The organism is Candidatus Halobonum tyrrellensis G22 (genome assembly GCF_000495475.1).
In the GTDB taxonomy this organism is placed as follows: Archaea; Halobacteriota; Halobacteria; order Halobacteriales; family Haloferacaceae; genus Halobonum; species Halobonum tyrrellense.
Map to the genome: position 1 here is coordinate 42,319 of NZ_ASGZ01000064.1, position 22,525 is coordinate 64,843.

Genomic DNA, 22,525 nt, shown 5'->3' on the forward strand with positions numbered 1-22,525 from the left:
GACAGTAACAGGTACTGGAACCGACGAGCGTTCGTCGGGGCCGGAGCAGGCGGCTTGGCGACGATACTGGCGGGTTGCGCGTCCGTGAGCAACGGCGACGACTCGTCGGGAGAACAGTCCACGATGGGCGGCGGGTCCGACTCGACGGGCACGACCGGGACGGGGTCGGAGGACGGCGGGAGCGACGGTGGCTCGCTGGTCGAACCCCGGTTCGACTTCGTCGGCGGTCGTACCCCGACCGACGTCCAGATGAACCCGTGGAACCTCGCGAACTTCGGACACACCTACCACATCTACTGGACGACCCCGATCGCGTCGGCGTACGCCGACGGGACCATCGCGTCGGACTACCTCGAGGACATGACCGCCGACGGGAACGAACTCGCCTTGACGTTCCCGGACGGCTGGACGTTCTGGAACGGCCGCGACCTCACGGCCGAGGACTTCTACGTCCAGATGGAGATCGAACGCTTCCAGGACCCCGAGGCGTCGCAGTTCGAGAGCGTCGAACTCACCGACGACAGCACGGTGACGCTCACGTTCAAGGCCGACGTCACGCCCAACCTGATGAAGGCGGCGATGGTCGGTAAGTACCAGATCACCCCGCGGTGGATCTACAACGACTACCTCACCCGGTACCAGGAGGCGTCCGGGTCGGAGGACCGCTCCGCGGTCACGGAGGAACTCCTCCAGATGACCGTCCCCGTCGAGCAGTTCGTCGACGAGGGGCTGGGTAACGGGCTCTACCAGATCGACAGCTTCGGGTCGGCCGAGACGCTCGCCTCGAAGTACGAGGACCACCCGTACGCCGACCGGACGAACGTCCCCGAGACGCGGATCATCCCGGTGGGCGACAACACCGAGTCGCTGGCGACCAACAACGAACTCGACCGGGTGTCGTGGATCCGCGAGCGGCAACGCCAGCAGTACCCCGAGGACCTCCAGAACCAACAGCAGATCAAGTGGTTCCGGACCCAGAAGTTCATCCTCAACTGGACCAACCCCCACCTCGCCAACCGCTCGGTGCGGCGGGCGATCATCTCGGCGATCGACCTCCCGTCGATCACCGCGGCCGCACGGCGCTACATCGCCGAGCCGACGCAGGTCCAGACCGGACTCCGGTCGTCGATCCACGACCAGTACCTCGGGAGCGACTTCGTCGACCAACTCATCGACTACCCCGTCGAGACGGACACGGAGACGGCCGCGAGCTACATGGAGCAGGCGGGCTACTCCCAGCAGAACGGCACCTGGACCAGCCCCGACGGCGAGACGGTCAGCCTCGACATCCTGACGCGGACGCAGACCGGCCAGGCCCAGCCCACGCAGGTGATGAGCGACCAGTTGAACACGTTCGGCATCGAGACGAACGTGAACGCTGTGGGCGAGAACTACTACACCAAACTCCAGGAGTGGGACTTCGACATGGGGTGGGTGTGGCACGTCGCCCGCGCGCTGTGGCACCCGGTCGCGTACTTCTCGAACGACTTCTACGGCGTCAAGGCCGACGACGTCGGGTCGGACGGTCCGGGACCGACGGGCGTCCCCGACACGGTCACCATCCCCGAGGAGGTCGGTGCGAAGGAGGTGTCCGGGTCGGGCGTCGAGTTCAACCCCGCGGAGCTGATGAACGAACTCCCCTCCTCGACCTCCCAAGACCAGGTCGTCGAGCGCACCCGGACGCTCTCGCAGTGGTTCAACTACGACCTCCCGGCGATCGTCTACATGCAGGAGAACACGGGCTACGCGGGCGACTCGGCCCACTTCACCTTCCCCGGCGACGACAAGAAACTCGACACCAACTACCCCGGCCGCGTCGCGTGGATGAAGGGGTGGATCTCGGGTCAGACCGAGTAGTCGCACGGCCGCGACTCACCGATGATTTTTAGTACGAACTGAGGATACTACACCAAAAACAATGTCAACGAACTACGCCACGAAACGGGTCGGACAGGCCGTGTTCACGTTCTTCGTCACGGTTTCGCTGTCGTTCTTCCTCTACCAGGCGATGCCCGGTGGGCCCGTCGAGGCACTCAAGAACATGATCCTCTCTCAGCAGTCGACCAGCGCCGGGACGGTCGACCTCGAACGGATCAACCGGCTGGTCAACCTCTACACCAACCTCGAACCCGACGCGCCGCTGTACGTCCAGTACTTCCAGTACTGGGCGAGCCTCCTGTTCGAACAGGACCTCGGCCGCTCCATCTACCAGAACGAGGACGTGACCGCGCTCATCTTCCAGCGGGTGCCGTGGTCGATGTTCATCAGCGTCTACGCGCTCGTGATCGGCTACGCCGGGAGCATCTTCATCGGCGCGCTGATGGCGTTCAAGGAGAAGTCGCGGTTCGACTCCGTCTCGTCGGTGCTGATGATCGTCCTCAACTCGATCCCGTACTACATCGTCGGCGTCGTCCTGATCCTGTTCGTCGCGATCCGCTGGGGATGGTTCCCCTACGGCGGGCGAGCGGCGTCGTCGCTCACCCCCGGGTTCTCCCCCGAGTACCTCTGGAGCATCGCCTACCACGCCGCACTGCCCGTCTTCTCGATGAGCATCCTGGGGTTGGGCGGCGCGCTCACGATGCGTGGTAACTCAGTGCGCGTCCTCGGCGAGGACTACCTCCGGGTCGCCGAACTCCGCGGACTGCGCAGTTCGCGGATCGCCACCCAGTACGTCGGCCGGAACGCGATCCTCCCGATGTACACCCAGTTCATGATCGGCATCGCGGGCGTGCTCAGCAGTTCGGTCATCGTCGAACAGATATTCTCCTACCCCGGCGTGGGGCTGCTGTTGTACCAGGCGATCCAGGTGCGCGACTACCCGCTGTTGATGGGCGGGCTGATCATCTTCACCACCGTGACGATCGTCGGCATCCTCGTCGCCGACCTGACGTACGGGTTCATCGACCCGCGGATCTCCGCCGGAGGTGACGACGCATGAGCAACCGAACTACCGACGACCCCGTCGACCTCGAGGAACTGTTCGACACCGACGTCGACCACGAACCGACTCCCCGGCGCGTGCAGTTGAAGCGGAGCTTCGACCTGTACGTCGCCGCGCCCGCTCGCGTCGCCATCCACGACTGGCGCGCGCTGGTCGGGATGTTGATCGTCGGCGCGTTCCTGCTCGTCGGCACCGTCGGCGTGTGGCTGGTCGAACAGCCGATCAGCGGTGACGCGCCGATCCTCGTCCAACCGTTCCAAGACCTCAGCTACATCCTCGGGACGGACACGCTCGGGCGGCCGATCGGCGCGCAGTTGATCCACGCCACGCCCGGGATGCTCAAGATGATCTTCGCTGGTGCGGTCGTGAGCATCGGCCTCGCCGCCCTCGTCGGCGTCCTCTCGGGGTTCATGCGCGGCAACATCGTCGACACCGTCCTGATGGCGGTGACCGACGTGATCATCACGATCCCGGGGCTGCCGCTCGTGATCGTCCTGATCGCGATCTTCCAGCCCGAGAGCCCGTACGTCGTCGGCGTCCTCCTCGGACTGGACAACTGGCCCGGTCTCGCACGCACGGTCCGCTCGCAGGTGCTGTCGATCCGCGAGGACTCGTACGTCGAGGCGTCGCAGATCATGGGGCTCCCGACGAGCACCATCCTGCGGCGCGACATCATCGGTCAACTCATGCCGTACATCACGGTCAACTCCGCGCTCGCCTCCCGCCGGATCATCTTCGAGTCGGTGGGGCTGTACTTCCTCGGGATCCTCCCGTTCACCAGCTTCAACTGGGGCGTCCTGATGAACCTCGCCTACCAGGGCGGCGCGCTCACCGACCCGCAACTGCTCCACTGGCTCGTGTTCCCCATGCTCACGATCATCCTGATGGCGTTCGGTCTGGTACTGCTCTCACAGGGGATGGACAGCGTGTTCAACGTCCGCCTGCGGGCGCGGCACGCGACCACCACCGGCGACGAAGCGACGGGGGAGGAGTGAGATGTCCGGAGACGCCCGCCGGTCGGTCGGCGCCGCCCCGGACGCCGCGGACGCCCCGAACGACCGCCGCGATACGGTGTTCGAGGTCCGCGGCCTCGACGTCGCCTTCGAGATGAGCCGCGGCCGCTCGCGGGTGGTCCGCGACGCCGACATCGACATCTACCGCGAGGAGACGCTCGGAATCGTCGGCGAGTCGGGGTCGGGCAAGTCGATGCTCGCCTCCTCGCTGCTCAACGCCGTGGTCGAACCCGGCGTCACGACGGGCGACGTGACCTACTACCCGCCCGACGGGGGCGACCCGGTGTCGGTGCTCGACCTCTCGGAGTCGGAGCTGAACCGGTTCCGCTGGGAGGAGGTCGCGATGGTGTTCCAGGGGGCGATGTCGTCGTTCAACCCCGTCACCAAGGTGAGGACCCACTTCCGCGAGACGCTCCAGGACCACGAGCGCAACATCCCCGCGGGGATGGACCGCGCGCGCGACCTCTTGGAGAGTCTGTACCTCGACCCCGACCGGGTGCTCGACTCGTACCCGCACGAACTGTCGGGCGGGATGAAACAGCGCGCGCTCATCGCGCTGTCGCTGATCCTCGAACCCGAGGTGCTGGTGATGGACGAGCCGACGGCCGCGCTCGACTTACTGATGCAGCGCTCCATCGTCTCGCTGCTGCGCGAACTGCAGGCGGAGTACGACCTGACGCTCGTGTTCATCACGCACGACCTCCCGCTCTTGACCAAACTCGCCGACCGCATCACCGTCATGTACGCGTTCAACATGATCGAGACGGGCAGCACCGACGAGATACTGTACAACGCCTCCCACCCGTACACGCGGGCGCTGCTGGCGGCGACGCCCGACCTCAACGTTGCGGTCGACGAGATGCACGCCATCGAGGGGAGCAAACCCGACCCCGTCGAGTCGATCCGGGGCTGTTCGTACCACCCGCGGTGTCCGCTCGCGGACGACGACTGTCGGTCGGAGGAGCCGTCGATGTTCACCGTCGAGTCGGGCCACGAGGTCGCCTGCTACCACTACGAGCAGGCGGCGGAGGCGATCCCGCTCCGCGGCGACGCGAACAGCGGTCGGGGAGGTGGGACGGATGAGTAAGCCCGACCCGACCACCCCCGTCGTCTCGCTGGAGGACGTGACCGTCGAGTTCTCCGACTCCGGCGGCCCCCTCGGCCTGTTCGGCGACGAGGAGGTGGTCACCGCCGTCGACGACGTCAGCCTCGACATCGGCGAACGCGAGATCGTCACGCTGATCGGCGAGTCGGGCTGCGGCAAGTCCACGCTCGGCAAGACCGCGATCGGCGCACAGCGCCCGACGGGCGGGAGCGTGAAGTACCGCGGGCAGGACGTCTGGGAGGCGAAGGACGGCAACGGCGACGTCCCCTTCGAGGAGATCCGCCGCTCGCTGCAGATCATCCACCAGGACCCCGGGAGCGCGCTCAACCCGAACCAGCGGGTCATGACGTCGCTGATGCTGCCGATCAAGCGGTGGAACCCGGATCTCAGCCGCGAACAGCGCGAAGAGCGGGTGTACACGCTGCTCGAACGGGTGGGGATGTCGCCCGCTGAGGACTACCTCAACCGCTACCCCCACCAACTGTCGGGCGGGGAGAAACAGCGGGTGGTGCTGGTGCGGGCGATGCTGCTCAACCCCGACCTAATCTTAGCCGACGAGGCGATCAGCGCGCTCGACGTCTCGCTGCGCGTCGAGATGATGGACCTGATGCTCGAACTGCAGGACGTGTTCGACACGTCGTACCTGTTCATCAGCCACGACCTGTCGAACGCGCGGTACATCGCGGAGAAGGCGGGCGGGCGGATCGCGGTGATGTACCTCGGGCAGATCGTCGAGATCGGGACGGTCGACGAGATCATCGACGACCCCACCCACCCGTACACGAAGGCGCTCAAGTGGGCGACGCCCAACCTGTTCGGCGAGGAACCCGACACGGAGTTCCCCATCCGGACGATCGACGTACCGGACCCGACGAACCTCCCCGACGGCTGCCGGTTCCACACCCGGTGTCCGGAGGCGCGCGAGGTCTGTACCCGCGAGGACCCGCCGCCGTTCGAGATCGGGGTGGAGGAGCACCGGGCGCGGTGCTTCCGGGCGGACCCGGACCACGAGTACTGGGACAGCCCCGAGATCACCGACGACGACACCGAGGCCGGTCCCGGCGCCGGCGCCGTCGGCTCGGAAGCGGGCGACTGACGCTCTCCCGCCGGTCCCCGCTCCTCCAACACGTCGGGGTCCCCGCCCGGCGCTTCGCTCCGCGCGGCACGGTACAACTATGTGGGATCGACACGACCGGTCGATCATGGCAGTCACGAACGAGTCACAGCAGGACGAGTCACCGCGGGGCGGGTCGCGCGCCGAGAGCGGGGGCGGGCCGTCGCTCCTCCCGAAGAGTCGACTGTTCTGGGGTGCGGTCGGGTTCGGACTCCTCTTGATCCTCCTCGGGATGTTCCTGATCACCGGACCGATGGCGGCGATCGTGGGCGTCTGGGGCATCTCGCTCATCGGCGCCGCGGTCGTCGGATTCGCGCTGTTTCAGGTGTGGTACCGAATGGGCACGTGAGTCGGTCCGGGCGGCCGGACCGACCGGAGGGGCGCGGGCGGTCGATTCGCGCCCCCGGCGGGACTTTCGTGACGCGCGAGGGCCGGCCGTGACCGCGGGGTCGGCGACGTACGAGTTCACCGACCGGGTCGCGGTCGTCACCGGCGGGAGTTCGGGTATCGGTCGGGCGGTCGCGCGCCGCTTCGGCGAGGCGGGCGCACACGTCGTGGTCGCGGACGTGCGCGAGCGACCGCGGGACGCGGACCGCCCCACCCACGAGGCGATACGCGACGCCGGCGGCTCCGCCGACTACGTCGACTGCGACGTCTCCGACCCCGCCGAGGTGGAGTCGGTCGTCGAGGCGGCCCGCGAGTACGGCGGCGTCGACGTGATGGTGAACAACGCGGGCGTCTACCGGCACGCGCCGCTGGTCGAGGCGGGCGTGGACGCGTTCGACCGCCTGTACGCGGTCAACGTCCGCGGCGCGTTCGCCGGCTGTCGGGCGGCCGCACGCGACATGCTCGACCGCGGGGAGCCGGGCTGTATCGTCAACACCGCCTCGATCAGTTCGCGGTACGCGCAGGTCGGCCACGCGGCGTACGACGCGAGCAAGGGCGCGATAGCGATGCTCACCAGGGTCGCGGCGCTCGAACTCGCGGGGTCGGAGATCCGGGTCAACGCCGTCGCGCCCGGGCGGGTCGACACCCGACTCGGCGACGGCGACGACGCCGACGCGTCGGCACCCGAGTCGGTCGAGGGGTGGGACGCCCCCGAGTTCACCAAGGACGTCCCGATGGGGCGGGCGGCCGACCCCGAGGAGGTCGCGGGAAGCTACCTCTTTCTCGCCTGCGAGGATGCCTCGTACGTCACGGGTCACCTGCTGTACGTCGACGGCGGCTACGCGGTCCTCTGAGTCGGACGCCGGCGCGTGACCGTCCCGACGCTCGTCCGCCGTCGGGCCGCCGGACGCTCACTCCCGTTCGCCCGCGTCGCCCGACGGGTTCGACCCCCGCGGCGGGAGGTTCCCCCGCGTCGTGAACCCGTGTTCCCCCTCGATACCGACCGCCGCCTCCGCGAGGTCGTTGTTCGCGAACAGCCGGTCGTCGTCGGTGTCGGAGACGGCGAGGAACGCCCCCGTCCCGGGGCGGGCGCGGCCGTTCCGGACCGTCGCGCCCGTCGTCGCCCGGAGCGCGACCGCGGGGTCGGGGTCCCCTCCCGTGTCGTCGCCGGACGCACGAGCGTGCGCGCCGCGGCCCTCGAACCCGTCGACCACGACACCGTCGACGCCGACACAGCGGAGCCCCTCCGCGTAGTACGGTTCGGGCGCGTCGCCCCACTCGACGGTCAGGTCGCGGACCGCGAGGTCAGAGACGTTCTCGCAGTGGAGCGCGGGGATGTCGCGCTCCCACACCGGCGGGACGACGCTCGTCGGCTGGAGGTCGAAGTTGCCGCCGACCGCGTCGGCGTGGGGACTCGACCCCACCCGGAGGCGGACGCCGTCGAGGCGCACGTCGCGCACGTCGGCCGTCTCGTGGGCGTAGACGACGCCGCCGTTGTCGGCGTCGGCGACGACGTCCGAAAAGTGCACGCCGCTGACCGACCCCAGGTCGGTGCCCTCGTCGCGCGGGACGGACGTGACGTAGACCGGTTCGGCCTTCCCCCACCACGGACCCGGGCGGAGGCGCGTCTCCACCGTGATGTCCGAAAAGCGGACGTTCTCGACGGACCCCTCGTCGCGGTGTTGGACGCCGAGTCCCCGGTTGGACGAGCGGACGACGCAGTTCGACACCAAGAGATCGGAGACGTCGCCGGCCGTCTCCGACCCCACCTTGACCGCGCAGGCGCTCGACGAGAGGACGCAGTTGGTGACGACGACCCCTCGGGTGGGCCGGTCGACGCCCGCGCGGGCGCCGACGGTCACCGAGTCGTCACACGAGTAGATACGGCAGTCGGCTATCCGGACGTCCTCCGAGTTCATCACCGAGACGCCGTCGCAGTTGGGCACGCGCATGTGGTTGTCGACGGTGACGCCCCGAACCGCGGCGCCGTCGCAGTCGTCGAGCGCGACGGTCCAGGCGGGCATGTCGCGGAGGGTCACGTCCGCGACGAGGACGTTCTCGCAGCCGTCGAACAGCAGCATCGGTCCCGGGCGGAACGCACCCTTGGCGACGGGCCACTCGTCCGTCCCGGCCGAGCGGTCGAGGTAGTCGTCGCCCTGCCGCGCGCGGTGTGGGCCGTTCGAGACCAGCGGGTGGGCGTCGCTCTCGGCGGAGTGGCCCCGGATGGGGTCGTCCATGTCGAGGAAGTCGGCGCTCCGGCCGTCGATACACCCGCGGCCGACCACCGCCACGTCGGCGCAGTCGTCCGCGAGGAGGAACGGCGGCTCCCCCTCCGGACCCGGTCGGTCGTCGGTGTACTCGGCGGGGTCGCGCGCGGCGTACACCGTCGCGCCCGCCGCCAGCCGGAGCGTCACGTGGTCGCGGAGGCGGACGGTGCCGGTCTCGTACTCGCCGGCCGGGACGGTCACGGTGCCGCCGCCCGCGTCGGCGACGGCGTCGACCGCGGCCCGGAACGCGTCGGTGTCGGTCGGAGCCGCGGGGTCGGTGTAGTCGGTGACGGCGACGCTCTCCGTCGGCGGTGACATACGCGGAGCGTCGACCGCGCCGCCGTTAGCTGTTCCGGTCGGGGTCGTCCGCCACGGCGGGCGACGAGCCGGTACGGCGAAGGGTCGGCGGGCGACCGCCGCCGCCGCAGCGAGCGGTCCGCGTCGGAGATGAGCACGCTTTAGCCCCGGGACACCCACGCACGGATATCCACATGAGCGACCAGCTACGGCCCGCCCGTCTACGGACCGAGTTCGCCGAGAACCCCCCGGGTATCGACGCCCGGACGCCGGACCTGCGGTGGCGGGTCGACGCCGACCGGCGCGGCGCGCGACAGACCGGTTTCCGCCTCCTCGTCGCGTCGACGCCCGAGACGCTCGCGGCCGACGAGGGCGACGTGTGGGCCGTCGAACGGCGGGGGTCCCGGCCCGCCGTCGAGTACGACGGACCCGCGCTGGAGTCCGAGGCGACGTACCACTGGAAGGTCCGGGTCCGCGACGAGGCGGGCGAGTGGGGACCGTGGAGCGACCCCGCCCGGTGGGGAACGGGACCGCTCGACGCCGACGACTGGGAGGCGGCGTGGATACGCCGCTCCGGGGAGAACGCGTTCGAGCGCGGCCAGTTCAGCTACTTCCGCCGGTCGTTCGACCTGCCGGGCGCCGACGCGAACGTCGGTACGGACGGCGACGCCGAACGCGAGGTGGTGCGCGCGCGGGCGTTCGTCTCCGCGAGCCACCAGTACACGCTGTCGGTCAACGGCGAGACGGTCGACCGCGGGCAGGCGTTCGACTACCCCGACTCCCAGTACTACCGGACCGTCGAGGTGGGCGACGCGCTCCGAGCGGGCGAGAACGTCGTCGGCGCACTCCACACGTGGAACGGCGAGGGGCAGGGCCGTCCCGCCGCGGAGCCGGGGTTCCTCCTCCGGCTGGTCGTGGAGTTCGCCGACGGGAGCCGACGGGTCGTCACCACCGACGACTCGTGGCGGGTCCGCGAGGGACCGTGGCTCGACGCGCCGCTCCGGAACGACGAGATAGCCGAACCCGTCGAGCGCATCGACGGCCGGCGCGTCCCGCACGGGTGGGACGAACCCGGGTTCGACGCCGACGCCGACGACGGCGAGTGGGCCGACGCCGCGGCGGTGGGGACTCACCCGACCGAGCCGTGGGAGCGACTGGTCGCGCAGGTCCGCGACGTCGACCGGCGGGCGGTCGACCCCGAGTCGGTCACCCGGCTGGATTCGCCCGACGCGGACGGCGACGTGTACGTGGTCGACTTCGGCCGGGTGTACGCGGGCGTCCCGGTCGTCCGGTTCGCGTCGGGAACCGACGGCCACCGCGTCCGGATGCGCGCGGGCTACCGGCTGGACGACGACGGCGACGTCGACCCGACCGAGGGCACCCAGTGGACCGACATGCGCTACGCGTACGTCCAGCCCGACGGCGCGAGCGAGTTCCGCCCGTTCAACTACCTCGGGTTCCGCTACCTCCGGGTCGAGGCGCCGGGGGAGGAACTGAGCGAGGAGCAGGTGGGGCTAGTCGCGTCGCACAACGCGGTCCCCGACGAGCGGGCGGCGACGTTCGAGTCGAGCGACCCCGGCGTCGACGACGTGTTCGAACTCGCGCGCCACTCCGCGCTGTACGGCTCCCAAGAGCAGTTCGTCGACACGCCGACCCGCGAGAAGGGGCAGTTCCTCGCCGACTCGCTCAACGTCTCGCGGGTCACGACGCGCGCGTTCGGCGAGCGCCGGCTGAGCCGCGCGTCGGTTCGCGAGTTCGTCGAGTCGCACTACCGCTACTGGGCGAGCGAGGGACGGCTGAACGCGGTCTACCCGAACGGCGACGGCAAGCGGGACATCCCCGACTTCACCGTCTCCTTCCCCGAGTGGGTGTGGCAGTACTACCGGACCGCCGACGACCCCGCGACGCTCGTCGCCGCCTACCCCGTGGTGCGGGCGATCGCCGACTACGTCGTCAGACACGTCGACCCCGAGACGGGGCTGGTCACGCGGCTGTCGGGCGGGGAGGGCGGCCCCTACGAGGAGGGTATCGTCGACTGGCCGGCCGAGATGCGCTACGGCTACGACCGCGAGTGGCCCGCGCGAACGACGGTCAACTTCCTGAGCGCGAACGCGCTCCGACGCGCGGCCGACGTGGCGGCCGAACTCGGCCAGCCCGAGGCGGAGCGGGCGTACTACCGCGACGCCGCCGACGGGATCGACGCCGCCATCGACGACCGACTGCGCGACGGCGAGCGGTACGTCGACGGCGCCGACGCCGCGGGAGCGAGCGACCACGCCTCCCAGCACGCCAACGCGCTGGCGCTCGCGCTCGGGCACGCTCCCGACGCCGCGGCCGACGCCGTCGCCGACCGGGTGGTCGAAGACGGGATGGCGATGGGCCCGATGATGGTGCCGTGGCTGCTCCGCGCGCTCGACGCCGCCGACCGGCCGGCGGCGATGGTCGACCTGCTGACCGACCCGACCCACGACGGCTGGGCGGACATCCTCGCGGAGGGCGGGACGTTCACGTGGGAGACGTGGGCGGCGCGCGACCCCGACCTGCCGGACGACGAGCGGCACAACCGCAGCGAGTCGCACGCGATGGGGGCGACGGTGCTCGTGTCGATACAGCGCACGCTCCTCGGGGTGAGCGTCGCGGAGTCGGGCGGCGCGCGCGTGCGGGTCGCCCCGCCCGCCGAGGGGCTCGAAACCGCGTCCGGCACCGTCCCGACCGAGCGCGGGCCGGTGTCGGTCGCGTGGGAGCGCGCCGACGGGGCGTTCGAACTCGACGTCTCGGTGCCGGTGAACGCGGCGGCGACCGTCTCGCTGCCCCCCGCCGACGGCGCCGCGGTGACGGTGAACGGCGAGACCGTAGACCCCGGCGCCGACTCGGCCGCCGGTAGCTCCGACGACGACGGTGCCCGGTCGCTCCCCGAGGGCGTCGACGCGGTCGGGTCGAGCGACGGACGCGCCGAGGTCGAGGTCGGATCGGGCGAGTACGCGTTCGTCGCCCGCGAGTGAGCCGGGATCAGTCGACCAGCGGGTCGAGTTCCGCGGCGACGTTCTCGGCCATCCGCGTCATCGCGTCGTCGCCCGGGTGGACGAGGTCGGTCGTGAGACCGGCGATGTCGGGGAGCACCTCCTGCCCTTCGAGCAGGTGGACGTTGTCGCGGTCCGCCTCGGCCACCACCTCGCGGAGCGCCCGCCGGTAGCGCTCACAGCGGTCCGGGTCGCCGCCCTCCGCGCGCACGTCGTCGGAACTCCGGTAGATGGTGATGGGGACGACCGGGTCGTCGGGGTGGGCGTCGGCCACCGTCTCGACCAGGTACGCCGCCCGCTCGCGGAACGTCTCCACGTCGAACGTCCCGACCATGTTGACCGACACCGCGAGCGTCGCCACGTCCCAGTCGTCGCGGGCGGCGACGTGGTCGGCCATCGCCTCGTCGCAGTAGGCGGTGCCACAGGAGCCGAGGTTGACGAGGTCGGCGTCGAGCCGTCTGGCGGTCTGGCTCACGTACGTCAGGTGTTCGGCGGTGGCCGCCTCGCCTTCGGTGATCGAGGTGCCGTACGCGAGGTACGTCCGGTCGGGGAGTTCCTCGGCGCGGGGCGGCCGCAGGTCGCCCGAGACGCCGTGGTAGTAGACGTGCCCGCCGCGGTGCTCGCCGGGGAGGCGGACCCGACAGACCCGCGGGTCGAACGCCAGCCCCTCGGTCTCCTCGGGGCGGAGGTCGCCGAGTTGTTCGGGGAACTCCAGCGTCACGGGCTCGGGGTCGGGACCCACCTCGAACGTCCGGTAGCTCTCGATCGGACCCCAGAACACCCGCGCGGTCCCCGACTCAGCGCCGTTACACGCCCGCGTCGAGAGGCTGAGTTCGACCGGGCCGTCGGGGACGAACCGGAGTTCGACCCCCGCGGGGTGGCACATCCGGTCTTGCCCGCCCTCGTTGAGGTCGGTCCGGACCGATTCGGGCACCCGCTGGAGGCGACGGCCCTCGTGGCCGTCGACCGCGCGGAGTTCGGCGGCGTTGTGGAACTCGATGCCGTCGCGCCGGACGGGGCCGGCGGTGTCGGTGTCGTCCATGGCGACGCCTCGGCGCGGCGCGGCAAGTAGCCACCGGAGCCGGCGGTCCGACTTACGCGTCGGGACCCCCGGGGTCGAACGGCGGGAGGTCGTCGAAGGCTGGCACGTCGACGAGGTAGACGTCGTTGTCGCCCGCGGGGTCGGCGTCGAAGACGACGGTCGAGCCGTCGGGCGAGAACCGCGAGTGGGGGTGGGGACTCTCGGGGTCCCACGCGTGGGTGGCGAGTTTTCGCGGGTCGCGGTAGCCGCCGTCGCCGTCGGCGTCGTACAACAGCAGGTGCTGGGTGCCGGTGTCGCCGTCGCAGACGAACCGCGAGCGGTCGTTGGCATGACAGTGTGTCTCGCGGACCGGGATGGGCGTCTCGCGTCTGTCGGTGTCGTCGTAGCGGACGGTTCCGAAGAACCGTTCGCCCGACTCGCGGCTCCCCCGCCAGCCGTGGTAGCCGACGTGTTCGCCGTCGCGGAGCCAGAACTCGTGGCCGACCGCCTCGTCGTCGTCCGTCTCGCGGAGGCGGTACGACTCGCCCGTCTCCAGGTTCAGGACGTGCATCCGGTTGTCGACGTGGTCCCACGGCCCCTCGTGACAGAACGTCAGGAGGTCGGGCCGGGTCGGCGAGGCGTTGACGTGGCTGATCCACCGCCCCTCCTCGTGGACGAGTTCGGGGTCGCCCCCCTCGACGGGGACGACGAACACCGCACAGTGGGGGCGGCGCTCGCGGGTCGCCTCGAACCCGTCGACGTCCGTCCGCTCCGTCGCCTTGATCAGGAGGCGCTCGTCGTCCGCGAGGACGTCGTCGACCGCGAGCGCGTAGCCGTCGCGGTAGTCGGGCGGTAGCCCCGTCACGTCGCGTACGGACAGGCGGTCGAGGTGGACCGCGACCACGCGGTCGCCGTGGGTGACGTACACCTCGTTCCGGGCGGGGTTGACCCGCGTCGACCCGTACACTTGCTCGGGGAGGTCTGTCACCTGCGTCAGGGTGTCCGTCTCCAAGTCCAGCGAGAACAGGTTGCGCCGGCCCTCGCGGCGCGACCGCAGGAGGAGGCGGCGGCCGTCGTCGTACCAGCCGTCGGTGGTGAAGTAGAGGTGGTGGTCGGCCGCCCCCGGCTGGTCGGTCAGCCGGCGGACGCGCGCGCCGGTGTTCGGGTCGACGTACGAACTCGTCTCGGCCGGCCACTTGACGCCGGCTCTCGGTCCCTGGCGTAGCTCCGCGGACATACCTCCCGCGTCGGCGGGCGGTCGTATAAGCGTTCGCGCGCCGGCACGGCGGCACGGGGGAGTAGGCGGGACACGGCGGCGCGTCGACCCGGGTCGGCGCACGCGGGCACGCGAGGCGCGCGGCACGCGTCGTCGACGGTCCGCGGCGGCGCTCGACCGCTCTCGGCGGGCGCCGATGGGAAACGCTAACTGTCGTCCAGCCGGCGGTCGAGGGGAGATGCTCACAACCGGCCTCATCGGACTCGGGGGGATCGGGTCCAACCTCGCCGCCGAGGTCCGAACGCACCCCGACGCCCGACTGGACGCCGTCGTCGACGTGAACGAGGAGTCGCTCGCGCGCGCGACCGACGAGTTCGGTCTCGACGAGTCGGCGTGTTACACCGACGAGACGGCGATGTACGACGAGCGCGACCTCGACGCGGTCGTGATCGCGACGCCGCCGGCGTTCCACTACGACCAGATCCTCGACGCGTTCGACCGCGGGCTACACGTGCTGTGTGAGAAGCCGGTGGTCGTCGACACGGCGGAGGCGCGTGCGGTCGCCGAGCGCGCGGCCGACGAGCCGACGGTGCTGATGGCGGGCTACCAGCGCCACCTCAACCCGGGGTTCGTGGCCGGGCGCGAGCGGTGGGCCGAGGGCGACCGCGAGCCGACGTTCCTCACGGGCGAACTCACGCAGGACTGGCGTCACCACTTCGAGGCGGGGACGAACTGGCGGCTCGACCCGGAGGTGGGCGGCGGCGGCCACCTGTTCAGCGTCGGCACGCACGTCGTCGAGTCGGTGCTGTGGATGACGGGACTGACGCCCGCGTCGGTCGAAGCGGAGATGGAGTTCTACGCCGACACGGACCGGATCGACACCCGCTCGGCGCTGAACGTCCGCTTCGAGAACGGGACGGTGGCCAGCCTCGCCGACTCGGCGGTCTGTCCCGTCACGCGCGAACACATCCACGTCTGGGACGACGCGGGCGCGGTCTACCTCGACGGGAAGGACTGGGAGCGGCGGACGCTGACGCTCGTCGACGCCGACGGGTCGGAGTCGACGCCCGACCTCGCGTACGACGAGGCGCCGACGAAGGTGGAGGCGTTCGTCGAGTCGGTCCGTACCGGTTCGGCCCCCCCGGCGACCGCCGAGGACGCCCTCCGGGTGACGGCGCTTTTAGACGCCGCCTACGAGTCCGCGCGAACGGGCGAACGAGTCCCCGTGACCGGTCTCTGAGCTGACTCCCCGCCGACTCCGCTATCGACCGTTTCGCTAAAGGGAACAAATGAGCGATCGTTCTCCGGAAAGAGAACTGCCGTTCTGTGTCTCTCACCCTCATACTAGCGCACAAACGAAGGGATATTGTCCTTAGATCGTGCGACAACCGTCTTTCGGTGGTAAAACAGTTAGTTCCCGTAGAGCGAACTTACCTGTGCGGTATGTATCTATTTCGTCCGGTATCATCGGCGGAAAGGCTACATACGCGGAGCGACGACGGGTCGCGGTCGGCATCGGGAGAATGCGTTCCCGATATGGGAACGACAGATCGAGCTCGTCGCGGGCGTCATTGTCGAGTCGCGAGCCCGTCCCGGTTACCGAGACGGCACCGCTCACCGCGCCGGCGCCGCAGATGGGGCGCCCGAGCGTGAAAACACCTCGTAGTACAGCCCCCGTTCTGGACCGTCTACCGCGGGGACCGTTCCGGTCGTCCGGTGAGAGGGATTGGGCGACGCTCGATTACGCACGTACGACTGTAACTGAATCACGACTCCGAAAACGACGTTCGGCGGCGCAGGCGCACGGGTATCCCGTACGACGTGGGTGGGCGGGGGAGGCACGCACCTTTTAGCCCTCCCTCCGTCGAACTGTGGTCGAACCATGGGCGACGAGACGGCGGGCGAACCCCGGACGACGGACGCACCGTACCACGATACCCGGCGGACGCGGGCGTACGACGGACAGACGGGGGCGGCGCTCGCCGCGTGGCGCGAGCGGTTCCGGGGGGACCTCCGGGGAGTACTCGGCCACGACGTGGTCCGCGAGCGGGCGGTCGCCGACCCGGCGCCCGAACGGGTCGGCGAGGGGTCGCACGAGGGCCACCGCCGACAGGAGTGGACGCTCGCGACCGAGGCGGGGTTCCGGGTTCCGTTCTCGCTGCTCCTCCCCACGGCCGGCGACCCGCCGTACCCCGTCGCGCTCGCACTCCACGGCCACACCGACCTCGGTCGGCGGCTGGCGGTCGGCGAGGTGCCGGACGACCGGCGGGCGGAACTGGTCGGCCGCGAGCGCCGGGACTTGGCGGTCCAGGCGGTCGAACGGGGGTACGCCGCGCTCGCGCCCGACATGCGGGGGTTCGGCGACCTCGCCGACCCCGCGGCCGACACCGACGGCCGGGCGTGTACGCGACTCCAGAAGACCGCGCAGGTGTACGGCCGGTCGCTGGTCGGCGACCGAGTGTGGGACGTCCTCCGCCTCCTCGACTGGGTCGAGGGGCGGTCCGAACTCGACGCCGACCGGGTCGCCGCCGTCGGCCACTCGGGGGGCGGCGCGGTCGCGCTGTTCGCGGCGGCGCTCGACGAACGGCTCTCGCCGGTCGCGCCGAACGCCTACGTCTGTACGTTCCGCGACTCCATCCTCGCGGTCGACCACTGCGCGTGCAACTACGTCCCCGGCGTCGCCCGCCTCGGCGAGATGTGGGACCTCGCGGGGTTGGTCGCCCCCCGCCCGCTGGTGGTCTCGACCGGGGCGGACGACCCCATCTTCCCGGTCGGGGGGACGCGCCGGGCGTTCGACCGCCTCCGGGAGATCTACGCCGCTGCCGGCGCCGAAGACCGGTGTCACCTCCACGTCGGCGACGGCGGCCACCGCTTCTACCCGGCGGGCGTCTGGCCGTTCGTCGACGCCCACCGCTGACCCCCGTCGTGGCTCGGGCTGGCGTTCTCCACCCTCGGGTTCGCGTCGCCCGGGTCGTTCGGCCGACGCGCGGCGGCGCTTCGACGGCACCGTTCGGACCGCGGGCGTCGGAACGACCCCCACCGCCGAAGCGGCGGTTCGGCCCGAAGAGCGGCGGGGAGTGAGTCGGGTAGAGGGCCGGACCGACGCCAGGAGAATATGTCGAGCGAATAACGCCGAGTCGGATAGATAACTACTCTGTCTGGAGATACCCGGCGGGCGGGCGAGTTACGCGTCGATCCGGACCATCACCTTCACCGCCTCGCGTTCGTCCATCGCCTCGTACCCCTCGGGGACGCCGTCGAGGTCGACCGTCTTCGTGAATATCGGTGACGGGTCGAGCGTCCCCTGGAGTACGTCGGCCATCAGGTCGTCGACGTACGCGCGGACCGGCGCGACGCCGCCCTCCAGCGATACGTTCTTGCCGAACATCGTCCCCAGGAACCCGGTGGTCTCGACGCCCGCGGGTACGCCGACGTAGCCGACGGTGCCGCCGGGGCGGGCGACGTCGGCGGCGGTCCCCATCGACGACTCCGCGCCCACGCACTCGAGGACGTGGTTCGCGCCGCCGTGGGTGAGATCGCGCGCCTCCTCGGCCGCCTCGTCGCCGCGGGCCGAGACCACGTCAGTCGCGCCGAACTCGCGGGCGATGTCGAGGCGGTCCTCGTGGTGGCCCATGGCGATCACCCGCTCGGCACCGAGGCGGTTGGCTGCGAGCACGCCACAGAGACCGACGGCGCCGTCGCCGACGACCACCGCGGTGTCGCCCGGGCCGACGCCGGCGCTGACGGCGGCGTGGTGGCCGGTCGACAGCACGTCCGTCAGCGGGAGGAGCGATTCGAGGACGTCCTCGTCGTCGGCGTACCGGTCCGGGACGCGGACGAGCGTCCCGTCGGCGTGGGGTGTGCGGATCCGCTCCCCTTGCGCGCCGCTCTCGTCGCCGCCCCACCCGCCGCCGTTCACGCAGGAGGTGTGGAGCCCCTTCCGGCAGAACTCGCAGTGCCCGCAACTGATCGAGAAGGGGGCGAGCACGCGGTCGCCGGGTTCGACCGAGCGAACGTCGTCGCCGACCTCTTCGACGATCCCCATCGGTTCGTGGCCGACGGGTGCGCCCTCCTCGTAGTCGGTCTCGCCCCGGTAGAACCAGAGGTCGGACCCGCAGATCGCGGTGTGGGTGACCCTGACAACCGCGTCGGTCGACTCCTCGATCTCGGGGTCGGGGAGCGATTCGATTCGCACGTCGCCCGGACCGCGGTAGACTGCGGCTTGCATGGTCGAACGCGTGAGACTGGGTCCGCGCGACGGATGAGTGTGCACCTACCGGCAACCGTCAGCGCCCCGCCCGCCCCGCCGTCGTACCCTCCCCGGAGAGAAGTACCAAAATAGAACTATGTGTGCCGATACGATTTTTTTTATTGTCTACTCGTAGCGCGCGACCGCCCTGACCGGCGCGCCGTCGCCGCCCGCGAGGTTCAGCGGGAACGCGAGGAACTCGAACCGGTCGGGCAGTCCCGCGAGACCGGTGAGGTTCTCGAATATCAGCCGGTCGTCGCCCAACAGCGCGTGGTGGGCGGGGACGCCCGCGGGTTCGTCCGGCGGCGCGTCGTCCGTCGGCGTCGGGTCGACGTTGAGCGCGTCGACGGCGACGTCGTACCCCCGGTCGGCGCAGAACGCCGCCGCGTCGGCCGTCAGGTACGGGTGGTCGACGTACCGGTCCTCGCCCCAGTGGTCGTCCCACCCCGTCTGGACGACCAGCAGGTCGGCGTCGACGGCCGGGAGCGCGTCCGCCCCGATGGGCGCGCGGGGGGCGCGTCCCCGGCAGTCGACCCGGACCGCGTCGCGGACGAACCGGTCGACGCCGAGGGCGTCGACGTCCCGACCGTCGGGTTCGGTGTGACTCGGCGCGTCGACGTGCGTACCCGTGTGGCTCCCGCACGCGACGGCCGACACGCGGTAGCCGTCCGCCTCGTGGGTCGCGTGGGGGTCGACGCGCACCTCGGGGTCGCCGGGGAACACCGGCATGCCCGACTCGACTGCGTGCGTGAGGTCGCGGTGGTTCACGGTCGTACCTCCGCGAGCGGACACAAAACCGCTGTGCCGACCCCGCTCCGACGACGGGTCACCGACCGCCCGTCCCGAACTCCCGTGGGATTCGCCTCGCCATCGCCGCCGGTTCCGCTCCGTTCCGACTGCTCGGGGGTGGATCCGACCGATCGCGAACCGAACCGGGGGCGGAATCTGACGTTTACGCGTATGTACACCCCGAGCGGATCGGTAACCCCTACCCAGTCCTATTACAGATATACCGGTGTAACGGGTGGGGGCCGGTCACCGACGGGAGTGGTCGCGGCCGGCGGTCGGGAGACTCCCGGCGGTGCGCCGTGGGCGACGGCCCGGCGTCAGCGCCCGTAGTCGACCGACCGCGCCTCCCCGTCGCGGTACACCTCCGTCTCCGCCGGCCGGGTCCGCGCCACCGCCTCGCCGCGGTGGAGCACGAGCGTCCGCGGCGCGCGCGTCCGCAGGGCGTCGAACGGCGTCGGCGCGTCGTAGACGACGAGCGACCCCTCCGCGCCCTCGGTGAGCCCGTAGTCGTCGTCGTCCACCCCGAACACCGCCGCGTTGGCGTCGGTCAGCATCTCCCACAGCGTCGGCACGTCGCCGTGGCCGCTCATGTGCGCGTAGTGGAGCAGGATGAACGCCGCGTCGAGTTGGTCGGCGACGCCGTAGTGGTACCACGGGTCGAGCACCGAGTCGTGGCCGACGCCGACGGTCACCCCCGCCTCGCGGAGTTCGTCGACGCGGGTGTGTCCGCGCCGGCGCGGGTAGTCGTCGTACCGCCCCTGGAGGACGATGTTGTCCGGCGGGTTGGTGACGACGGAGACGCCGGCCTCCGCGAGCAGCGAGCACACCTTCCGCGCGTACGCGTTGGGGTACGAGTGCATCGCGGTGGCGTGGCTCGCGGTGACGCGGTCGCCGATCCCCCGCTTGAGAGCCTCGCTCGCGAGCGTCTCGGTGAACCGCGACCCGGGGTCGTCGGTCTCGTCGATGTGCAGGTCGACCGGCAGGCCGTGGCGTTCGGCGGCGTCCATCGCCACCTCGACGGCGGCGACGCCGTCCTCTCGGGTGTGTTCGTTGTGCGGGATGCCCCCGACCACGTCGACGCCCATCCCGACCGCCTCGCGGAACAGGTCCTCGTGGCTCTCGTCGGTGAGGAGGCCGTCCTGGGGGAACGCGACCACTTGGAGGTCGACTACGTCGGCCACCTCCTCGCGGAGTTCACACAGCGCCTCCACCCCGGTCAGGCTGGTCTCGGTCGTGTCGGCGTGCGTCCTGACGCGCGTGACGCCGTGGCTCACCAGCCACTGTATCGTCCGCGTCGCGCGCTCCTTCACCCCCTCCTTCGTCAGCGACTCCTTGCGGTCGGCCCAGATATCGATCCCCTCCGCGAGCGTCCCCGACTCGTTCCAGCGGGGGTCGCCCGCGGTCCCCGTCGCGTCGAGGTGGATGTGCGGTTCGGTGAGGCTCGGCGTCACCAGTCGACCCCCGGCGTCGTACCGGCGGTCGGCGGCGACGGCCGCCGGGTCGCTCTCCCCCGCGTCGCGGACCGCCTCGACCCGCCCCTCGGCTACCTCCACGTCCACGCGCCGGCCGTCGAGCGTGCGGGCGTCCCGCAGCAAGTACTCTCCCATGCAGGCAGAGTCGCGGCCCGGGTGAAAACCCTGCCGTCCGCCGGCCGAGTTGACGCTTCCGATATTCTTATGCTCCGAGCTGCGGGCATCCGCACGTCACCAGAGAATGTCGTCACAAACGTCCTCGGAACGGTTGAAACGGTTCGTGTTCGGGCGTTCGGAACTCGACGACCCCGACTGGCCGGTCGACCACGTCCCCGAGAGCGAGCGGCGGGGGCTGTGGAGCATCTCGGCGGTGCTGTTGGGGTTCGTCTTCTTCGCCGGCACCATCTACGCCGGCGCGGAGGTTGGCACCGCCGTCGGGTTCGGGCGGATGCTCGGCGCGATGGGGGTTGGGTACGCCATCCTCGGTGCGTACGTGGCGACCCTCTGTGCGATCGGCGCGAAGGCCGGACTGACGACGGTACTGCTCTCGCGGTACACGTTCGGCCGCCTCGGCGCGAAGTGGGCGGACCTCCTCCTCGGCGGGACGCAGGTGGGCTGGTTCGCGGCGACCATCCCGATGGTCGCCGAACCGACGGCGCGCTTCTTCGGTGTCGACACGCCGACGTGGGTGGCCGCGCTGATCCTCGCGTGGGGCGTGCTCCACCTCGCGACGGCGTACGTCGGCTACGATGGGATGGAACTGCTCTCGAAGGTGGCGGTTCCCGCGCTCGTCGTCACCGGTCTGCTCTCGATGGGTATCGCCCTCGGCGACGTCGGCGGGTTCGACGGCCTGTTCGGCGGCGGGACCAACGAGATGGCGTTCGGCGCGGCCGTGACCGTCGTCGTCGGCACGTTCATCAGCGGCGGGACGCAGGCGCCCAACTGGGCGCGGTTCGCACGGAACGGCCGAGTCGGCTTCTGGGCCGGCCTGGTCGCCTTCCTCCTCGGGAACGGCTTCCTCTTCTTCAGCGGCGCGGTCGGCGGCGCGGCGTACGACGTGACGCCCGCGGGCGACCTCTACGCGGTGCTCGCGGCGCAGGGACTCGCGGCGCTCGGGCTGGTCGCGCTGATACTCAACATCTGGACCACGAACGACAACACCGCCTACGCGTTCGGCGTCGCCGGCAGCGAGGCGTTCGACTACGGCCGCAAGCGCCCGTTCGTGCTCGCGGGCGGCGCCGTCGGTATCCTCCTCGCGCTCACCGGCGTCGCCGACGCGCTCGTGCCGTACCTCAACCTGCTGGGCCAGTACGTCCCCCCGCTCGGCGGGGTGATCATCGCCGACTTCCTGCTCTGCTGGCGGCTGGAGATCCCGCGGATGGAGGACGTCGAGTTCGCCCCGCTGCGCGTCTCCGCGCTCGCGGGCTACGTCGTCGGCTGTGCGGTCGCCGCGCTCACCGCCGGGTCGCTCGTCCCCGGCGTCGCGCTCCCCGAACTCTTCCCCGGGGTCGCGTCGCTCAACGGGCTGGTCGCGTCGGTGGTCGTCCACACCGTCCTCTACTACGGGCTGGAACGCCGCGGGCTGCTCGGCGGTCACGACGTCGCCGACGACGCCGACTACTGCTGAGTCGACC

Annotated in this window: 17 protein-coding genes; 11 read left to right on the plus strand and 6 right to left on the minus strand. The window is 70.7% G+C overall.

What is annotated here, in order from left to right:
- Window positions 1–84: 84 nt before the first annotated feature.
- From K933_RS15715 to K933_RS15745, 7 genes are all read left to right on the plus strand, one after another.
- Window positions 85–1,857: an ABC transporter substrate-binding protein gene (locus K933_RS15715; RefSeq protein WP_235063458.1), complete on the plus strand. Its 1,773-nt coding sequence runs from the start codon at window positions 85–87 to the stop codon at window positions 1,855–1,857.
- Window positions 1,858–1,918: 61 nt separating this feature from the next.
- Window positions 1,919–2,938, plus strand: a complete 1,020-nt coding sequence (locus K933_RS15720; protein WP_023395741.1) for an ABC transporter permease — start codon at window positions 1,919–1,921, stop codon at window positions 2,936–2,938.
- Window positions 2,935–3,936 carry an ABC transporter permease gene (locus K933_RS15725; RefSeq protein ID WP_023395742.1) on the plus strand — a complete coding sequence of 334 codons (1,002 nt, stop codon included), beginning with the start codon at window positions 2,935–2,937 and terminating at the stop codon, window positions 3,934–3,936. The genes K933_RS15720 and K933_RS15725 overlap by 4 nt, the downstream gene beginning before the upstream one ends.
- A 112-nt stretch (window positions 3,937–4,048) precedes the next feature.
- Window positions 4,049–5,041, plus strand: a complete 993-nt coding sequence (locus K933_RS15730) for an ABC transporter ATP-binding protein (RefSeq protein WP_394295683.1) — start codon at window positions 4,049–4,051, stop codon at window positions 5,039–5,041.
- Window positions 5,034–6,155, plus strand: a complete 1,122-nt coding sequence (locus tag K933_RS15735) for an ABC transporter ATP-binding protein (RefSeq protein WP_023395744.1) — start codon at window positions 5,034–5,036, stop codon at window positions 6,153–6,155. Before K933_RS15730 ends, K933_RS15735 begins: the two co-directional genes overlap by 8 nt.
- A 106-nt stretch (window positions 6,156–6,261) precedes the next feature.
- Window positions 6,262–6,522: a hypothetical protein gene (locus K933_RS15740; RefSeq protein ID WP_023395745.1), complete on the plus strand. Its 261-nt coding sequence runs from the start codon at window positions 6,262–6,264 to the stop codon at window positions 6,520–6,522.
- A gap of 88 nt (window positions 6,523–6,610) precedes the next feature.
- On the plus strand, window positions 6,611–7,414 hold the full coding sequence (locus K933_RS15745; RefSeq protein WP_023395746.1) for an SDR family NAD(P)-dependent oxidoreductase: 804 nt from the start codon (window positions 6,611–6,613) through the stop codon (window positions 7,412–7,414).
- A gap of 57 nt (window positions 7,415–7,471) precedes the next feature.
- Here the strand turns inward: K933_RS15745 and K933_RS15750 are convergent, their stop codons facing one another.
- Window positions 7,472–9,145 carry a glycoside hydrolase family 28 protein gene (locus K933_RS15750; RefSeq protein WP_023395747.1) on the minus strand — a complete coding sequence of 558 codons (1,674 nt, stop codon included), beginning with the start codon at window positions 9,143–9,145 and terminating at the stop codon, window positions 7,472–7,474.
- Window positions 9,146–9,318: 173 nt separating this feature from the next.
- Between K933_RS15750 and K933_RS15755 the strand changes: the two genes are divergently transcribed.
- Complete coding sequence (locus K933_RS15755; RefSeq protein WP_023395748.1) at window positions 9,319–12,126, plus strand: family 78 glycoside hydrolase catalytic domain; 2,808 nt, start codon at window positions 9,319–9,321, stop codon at window positions 12,124–12,126.
- Window positions 12,127–12,133: 7 nt separating this feature from the next.
- Here K933_RS15755 and K933_RS15760 read toward each other — a convergent pair whose 3' ends face one another.
- Window positions 12,134–13,186 (minus strand): SGNH/GDSL hydrolase family protein, encoded by a 1,053-nt coding sequence (locus K933_RS15760; RefSeq protein ID WP_023395749.1) that lies wholly within the window; start codon window positions 13,184–13,186, stop codon window positions 12,134–12,136.
- Window positions 13,187–13,238: 52 nt separating this feature from the next.
- A complete protein-coding gene (locus K933_RS15765; protein WP_023395750.1) occupies window positions 13,239–14,402 on the minus strand; it encodes an oligogalacturonate lyase family protein in 1,164 nt (387 codons plus the stop codon).
- A gap of 217 nt (window positions 14,403–14,619) precedes the next feature.
- Here K933_RS15765 and K933_RS15770 point away from each other — a divergent pair, with 217 nt between their 5' ends.
- Together K933_RS15770 and K933_RS17555 are read left to right on the plus strand one after the other, a co-directional pair.
- Window positions 14,620–15,621 (plus strand): Gfo/Idh/MocA family protein, encoded by a 1,002-nt coding sequence (locus K933_RS15770; RefSeq protein ID WP_023395751.1) that lies wholly within the window; start codon window positions 14,620–14,622, stop codon window positions 15,619–15,621.
- A 642-nt stretch (window positions 15,622–16,263) separates the two neighbouring features.
- Window positions 16,264–17,298 (plus strand): alpha/beta hydrolase family protein, encoded by a 1,035-nt coding sequence (locus K933_RS17555; protein WP_023395752.1) that lies wholly within the window; start codon window positions 16,264–16,266, stop codon window positions 17,296–17,298.
- Between the two features lie 267 nt (window positions 17,299–17,565).
- On the opposite strand, the gene K933_RS15780 is transcribed toward K933_RS17555, so the two are convergent.
- From K933_RS15780 to K933_RS15790, 3 genes are all read right to left on the minus strand, one after another.
- Window positions 17,566–18,609, minus strand: a complete 1,044-nt coding sequence (locus K933_RS15780; RefSeq protein ID WP_023395753.1) for a zinc-dependent alcohol dehydrogenase family protein — start codon at window positions 18,607–18,609, stop codon at window positions 17,566–17,568.
- 147 nt (window positions 18,610–18,756) lie between these two features.
- A complete protein-coding gene (locus K933_RS15785; protein ID WP_023395754.1) occupies window positions 18,757–19,398 on the minus strand; it encodes a cyclase family protein in 642 nt (213 codons plus the stop codon).
- A 338-nt stretch (window positions 19,399–19,736) separates the two neighbouring features.
- Complete coding sequence (locus K933_RS15790) at window positions 19,737–21,026, minus strand: cytosine deaminase (protein ID WP_023395755.1); 1,290 nt, start codon at window positions 21,024–21,026, stop codon at window positions 19,737–19,739.
- A 106-nt stretch (window positions 21,027–21,132) separates the two neighbouring features.
- Here K933_RS15790 and codB point away from each other — a divergent pair, with 106 nt between their 5' ends.
- Window positions 21,133–22,518 (plus strand): cytosine permease, encoded by a 1,386-nt coding sequence (gene codB / locus K933_RS15795; protein WP_080509304.1) that lies wholly within the window; start codon window positions 21,133–21,135, stop codon window positions 22,516–22,518.
- The last annotated feature ends 7 nt before the right edge of the window (window positions 22,519–22,525 follow it).

Coding starts and splice junctions, on each gene's coding strand:
- K933_RS15720 (WP_023395741.1), top strand. CDS start 1,919: ATGTCAACGAACTACGCCACGAAACGGGTCGGACAGGCCGTGTTCACG.
- K933_RS15725 (WP_023395742.1), top strand. CDS start 2,935: ATGAGCAACCGAACTACCGACGACCCCGTCGACCTCGAGGAACTGTTC.
- K933_RS15730 (WP_394295683.1), top strand. CDS start 4,049: ATGAGCCGCGGCCGCTCGCGGGTGGTCCGCGACGCCGACATCGACATC.
- K933_RS15735 (WP_023395744.1), top strand. CDS start 5,034: ATGAGTAAGCCCGACCCGACCACCCCCGTCGTCTCGCTGGAGGACGTG.
- K933_RS15740 (WP_023395745.1), top strand. CDS start 6,262: ATGGCAGTCACGAACGAGTCACAGCAGGACGAGTCACCGCGGGGCGGG.
- K933_RS15750 (WP_023395747.1), bottom strand. CDS start 9,145: ATGTCACCGCCGACGGAGAGCGTCGCCGTCACCGACTACACCGACCCC.
- K933_RS15755 (WP_023395748.1), top strand. CDS start 9,319: ATGAGCGACCAGCTACGGCCCGCCCGTCTACGGACCGAGTTCGCCGAG.
- K933_RS15760 (WP_023395749.1), bottom strand. CDS start 13,186: ATGGACGACACCGACACCGCCGGCCCCGTCCGGCGCGACGGCATCGAG.
- K933_RS15765 (WP_023395750.1), bottom strand. CDS start 14,402: ATGTCCGCGGAGCTACGCCAGGGACCGAGAGCCGGCGTCAAGTGGCCG.
- K933_RS15770 (WP_023395751.1), top strand. CDS start 14,620: ATGCTCACAACCGGCCTCATCGGACTCGGGGGGATCGGGTCCAACCTC.
- K933_RS17555 (WP_023395752.1), top strand. CDS start 16,264: ATGGGCGACGAGACGGCGGGCGAACCCCGGACGACGGACGCACCGTAC.
- K933_RS15780 (WP_023395753.1), bottom strand. CDS start 18,609: ATGCAAGCCGCAGTCTACCGCGGTCCGGGCGACGTGCGAATCGAATCG.
- K933_RS15790 (WP_023395755.1), bottom strand. CDS start 21,026: ATGGGAGAGTACTTGCTGCGGGACGCCCGCACGCTCGACGGCCGGCGC.
- codB (WP_080509304.1), top strand. CDS start 21,133: ATGTCGTCACAAACGTCCTCGGAACGGTTGAAACGGTTCGTGTTCGGG.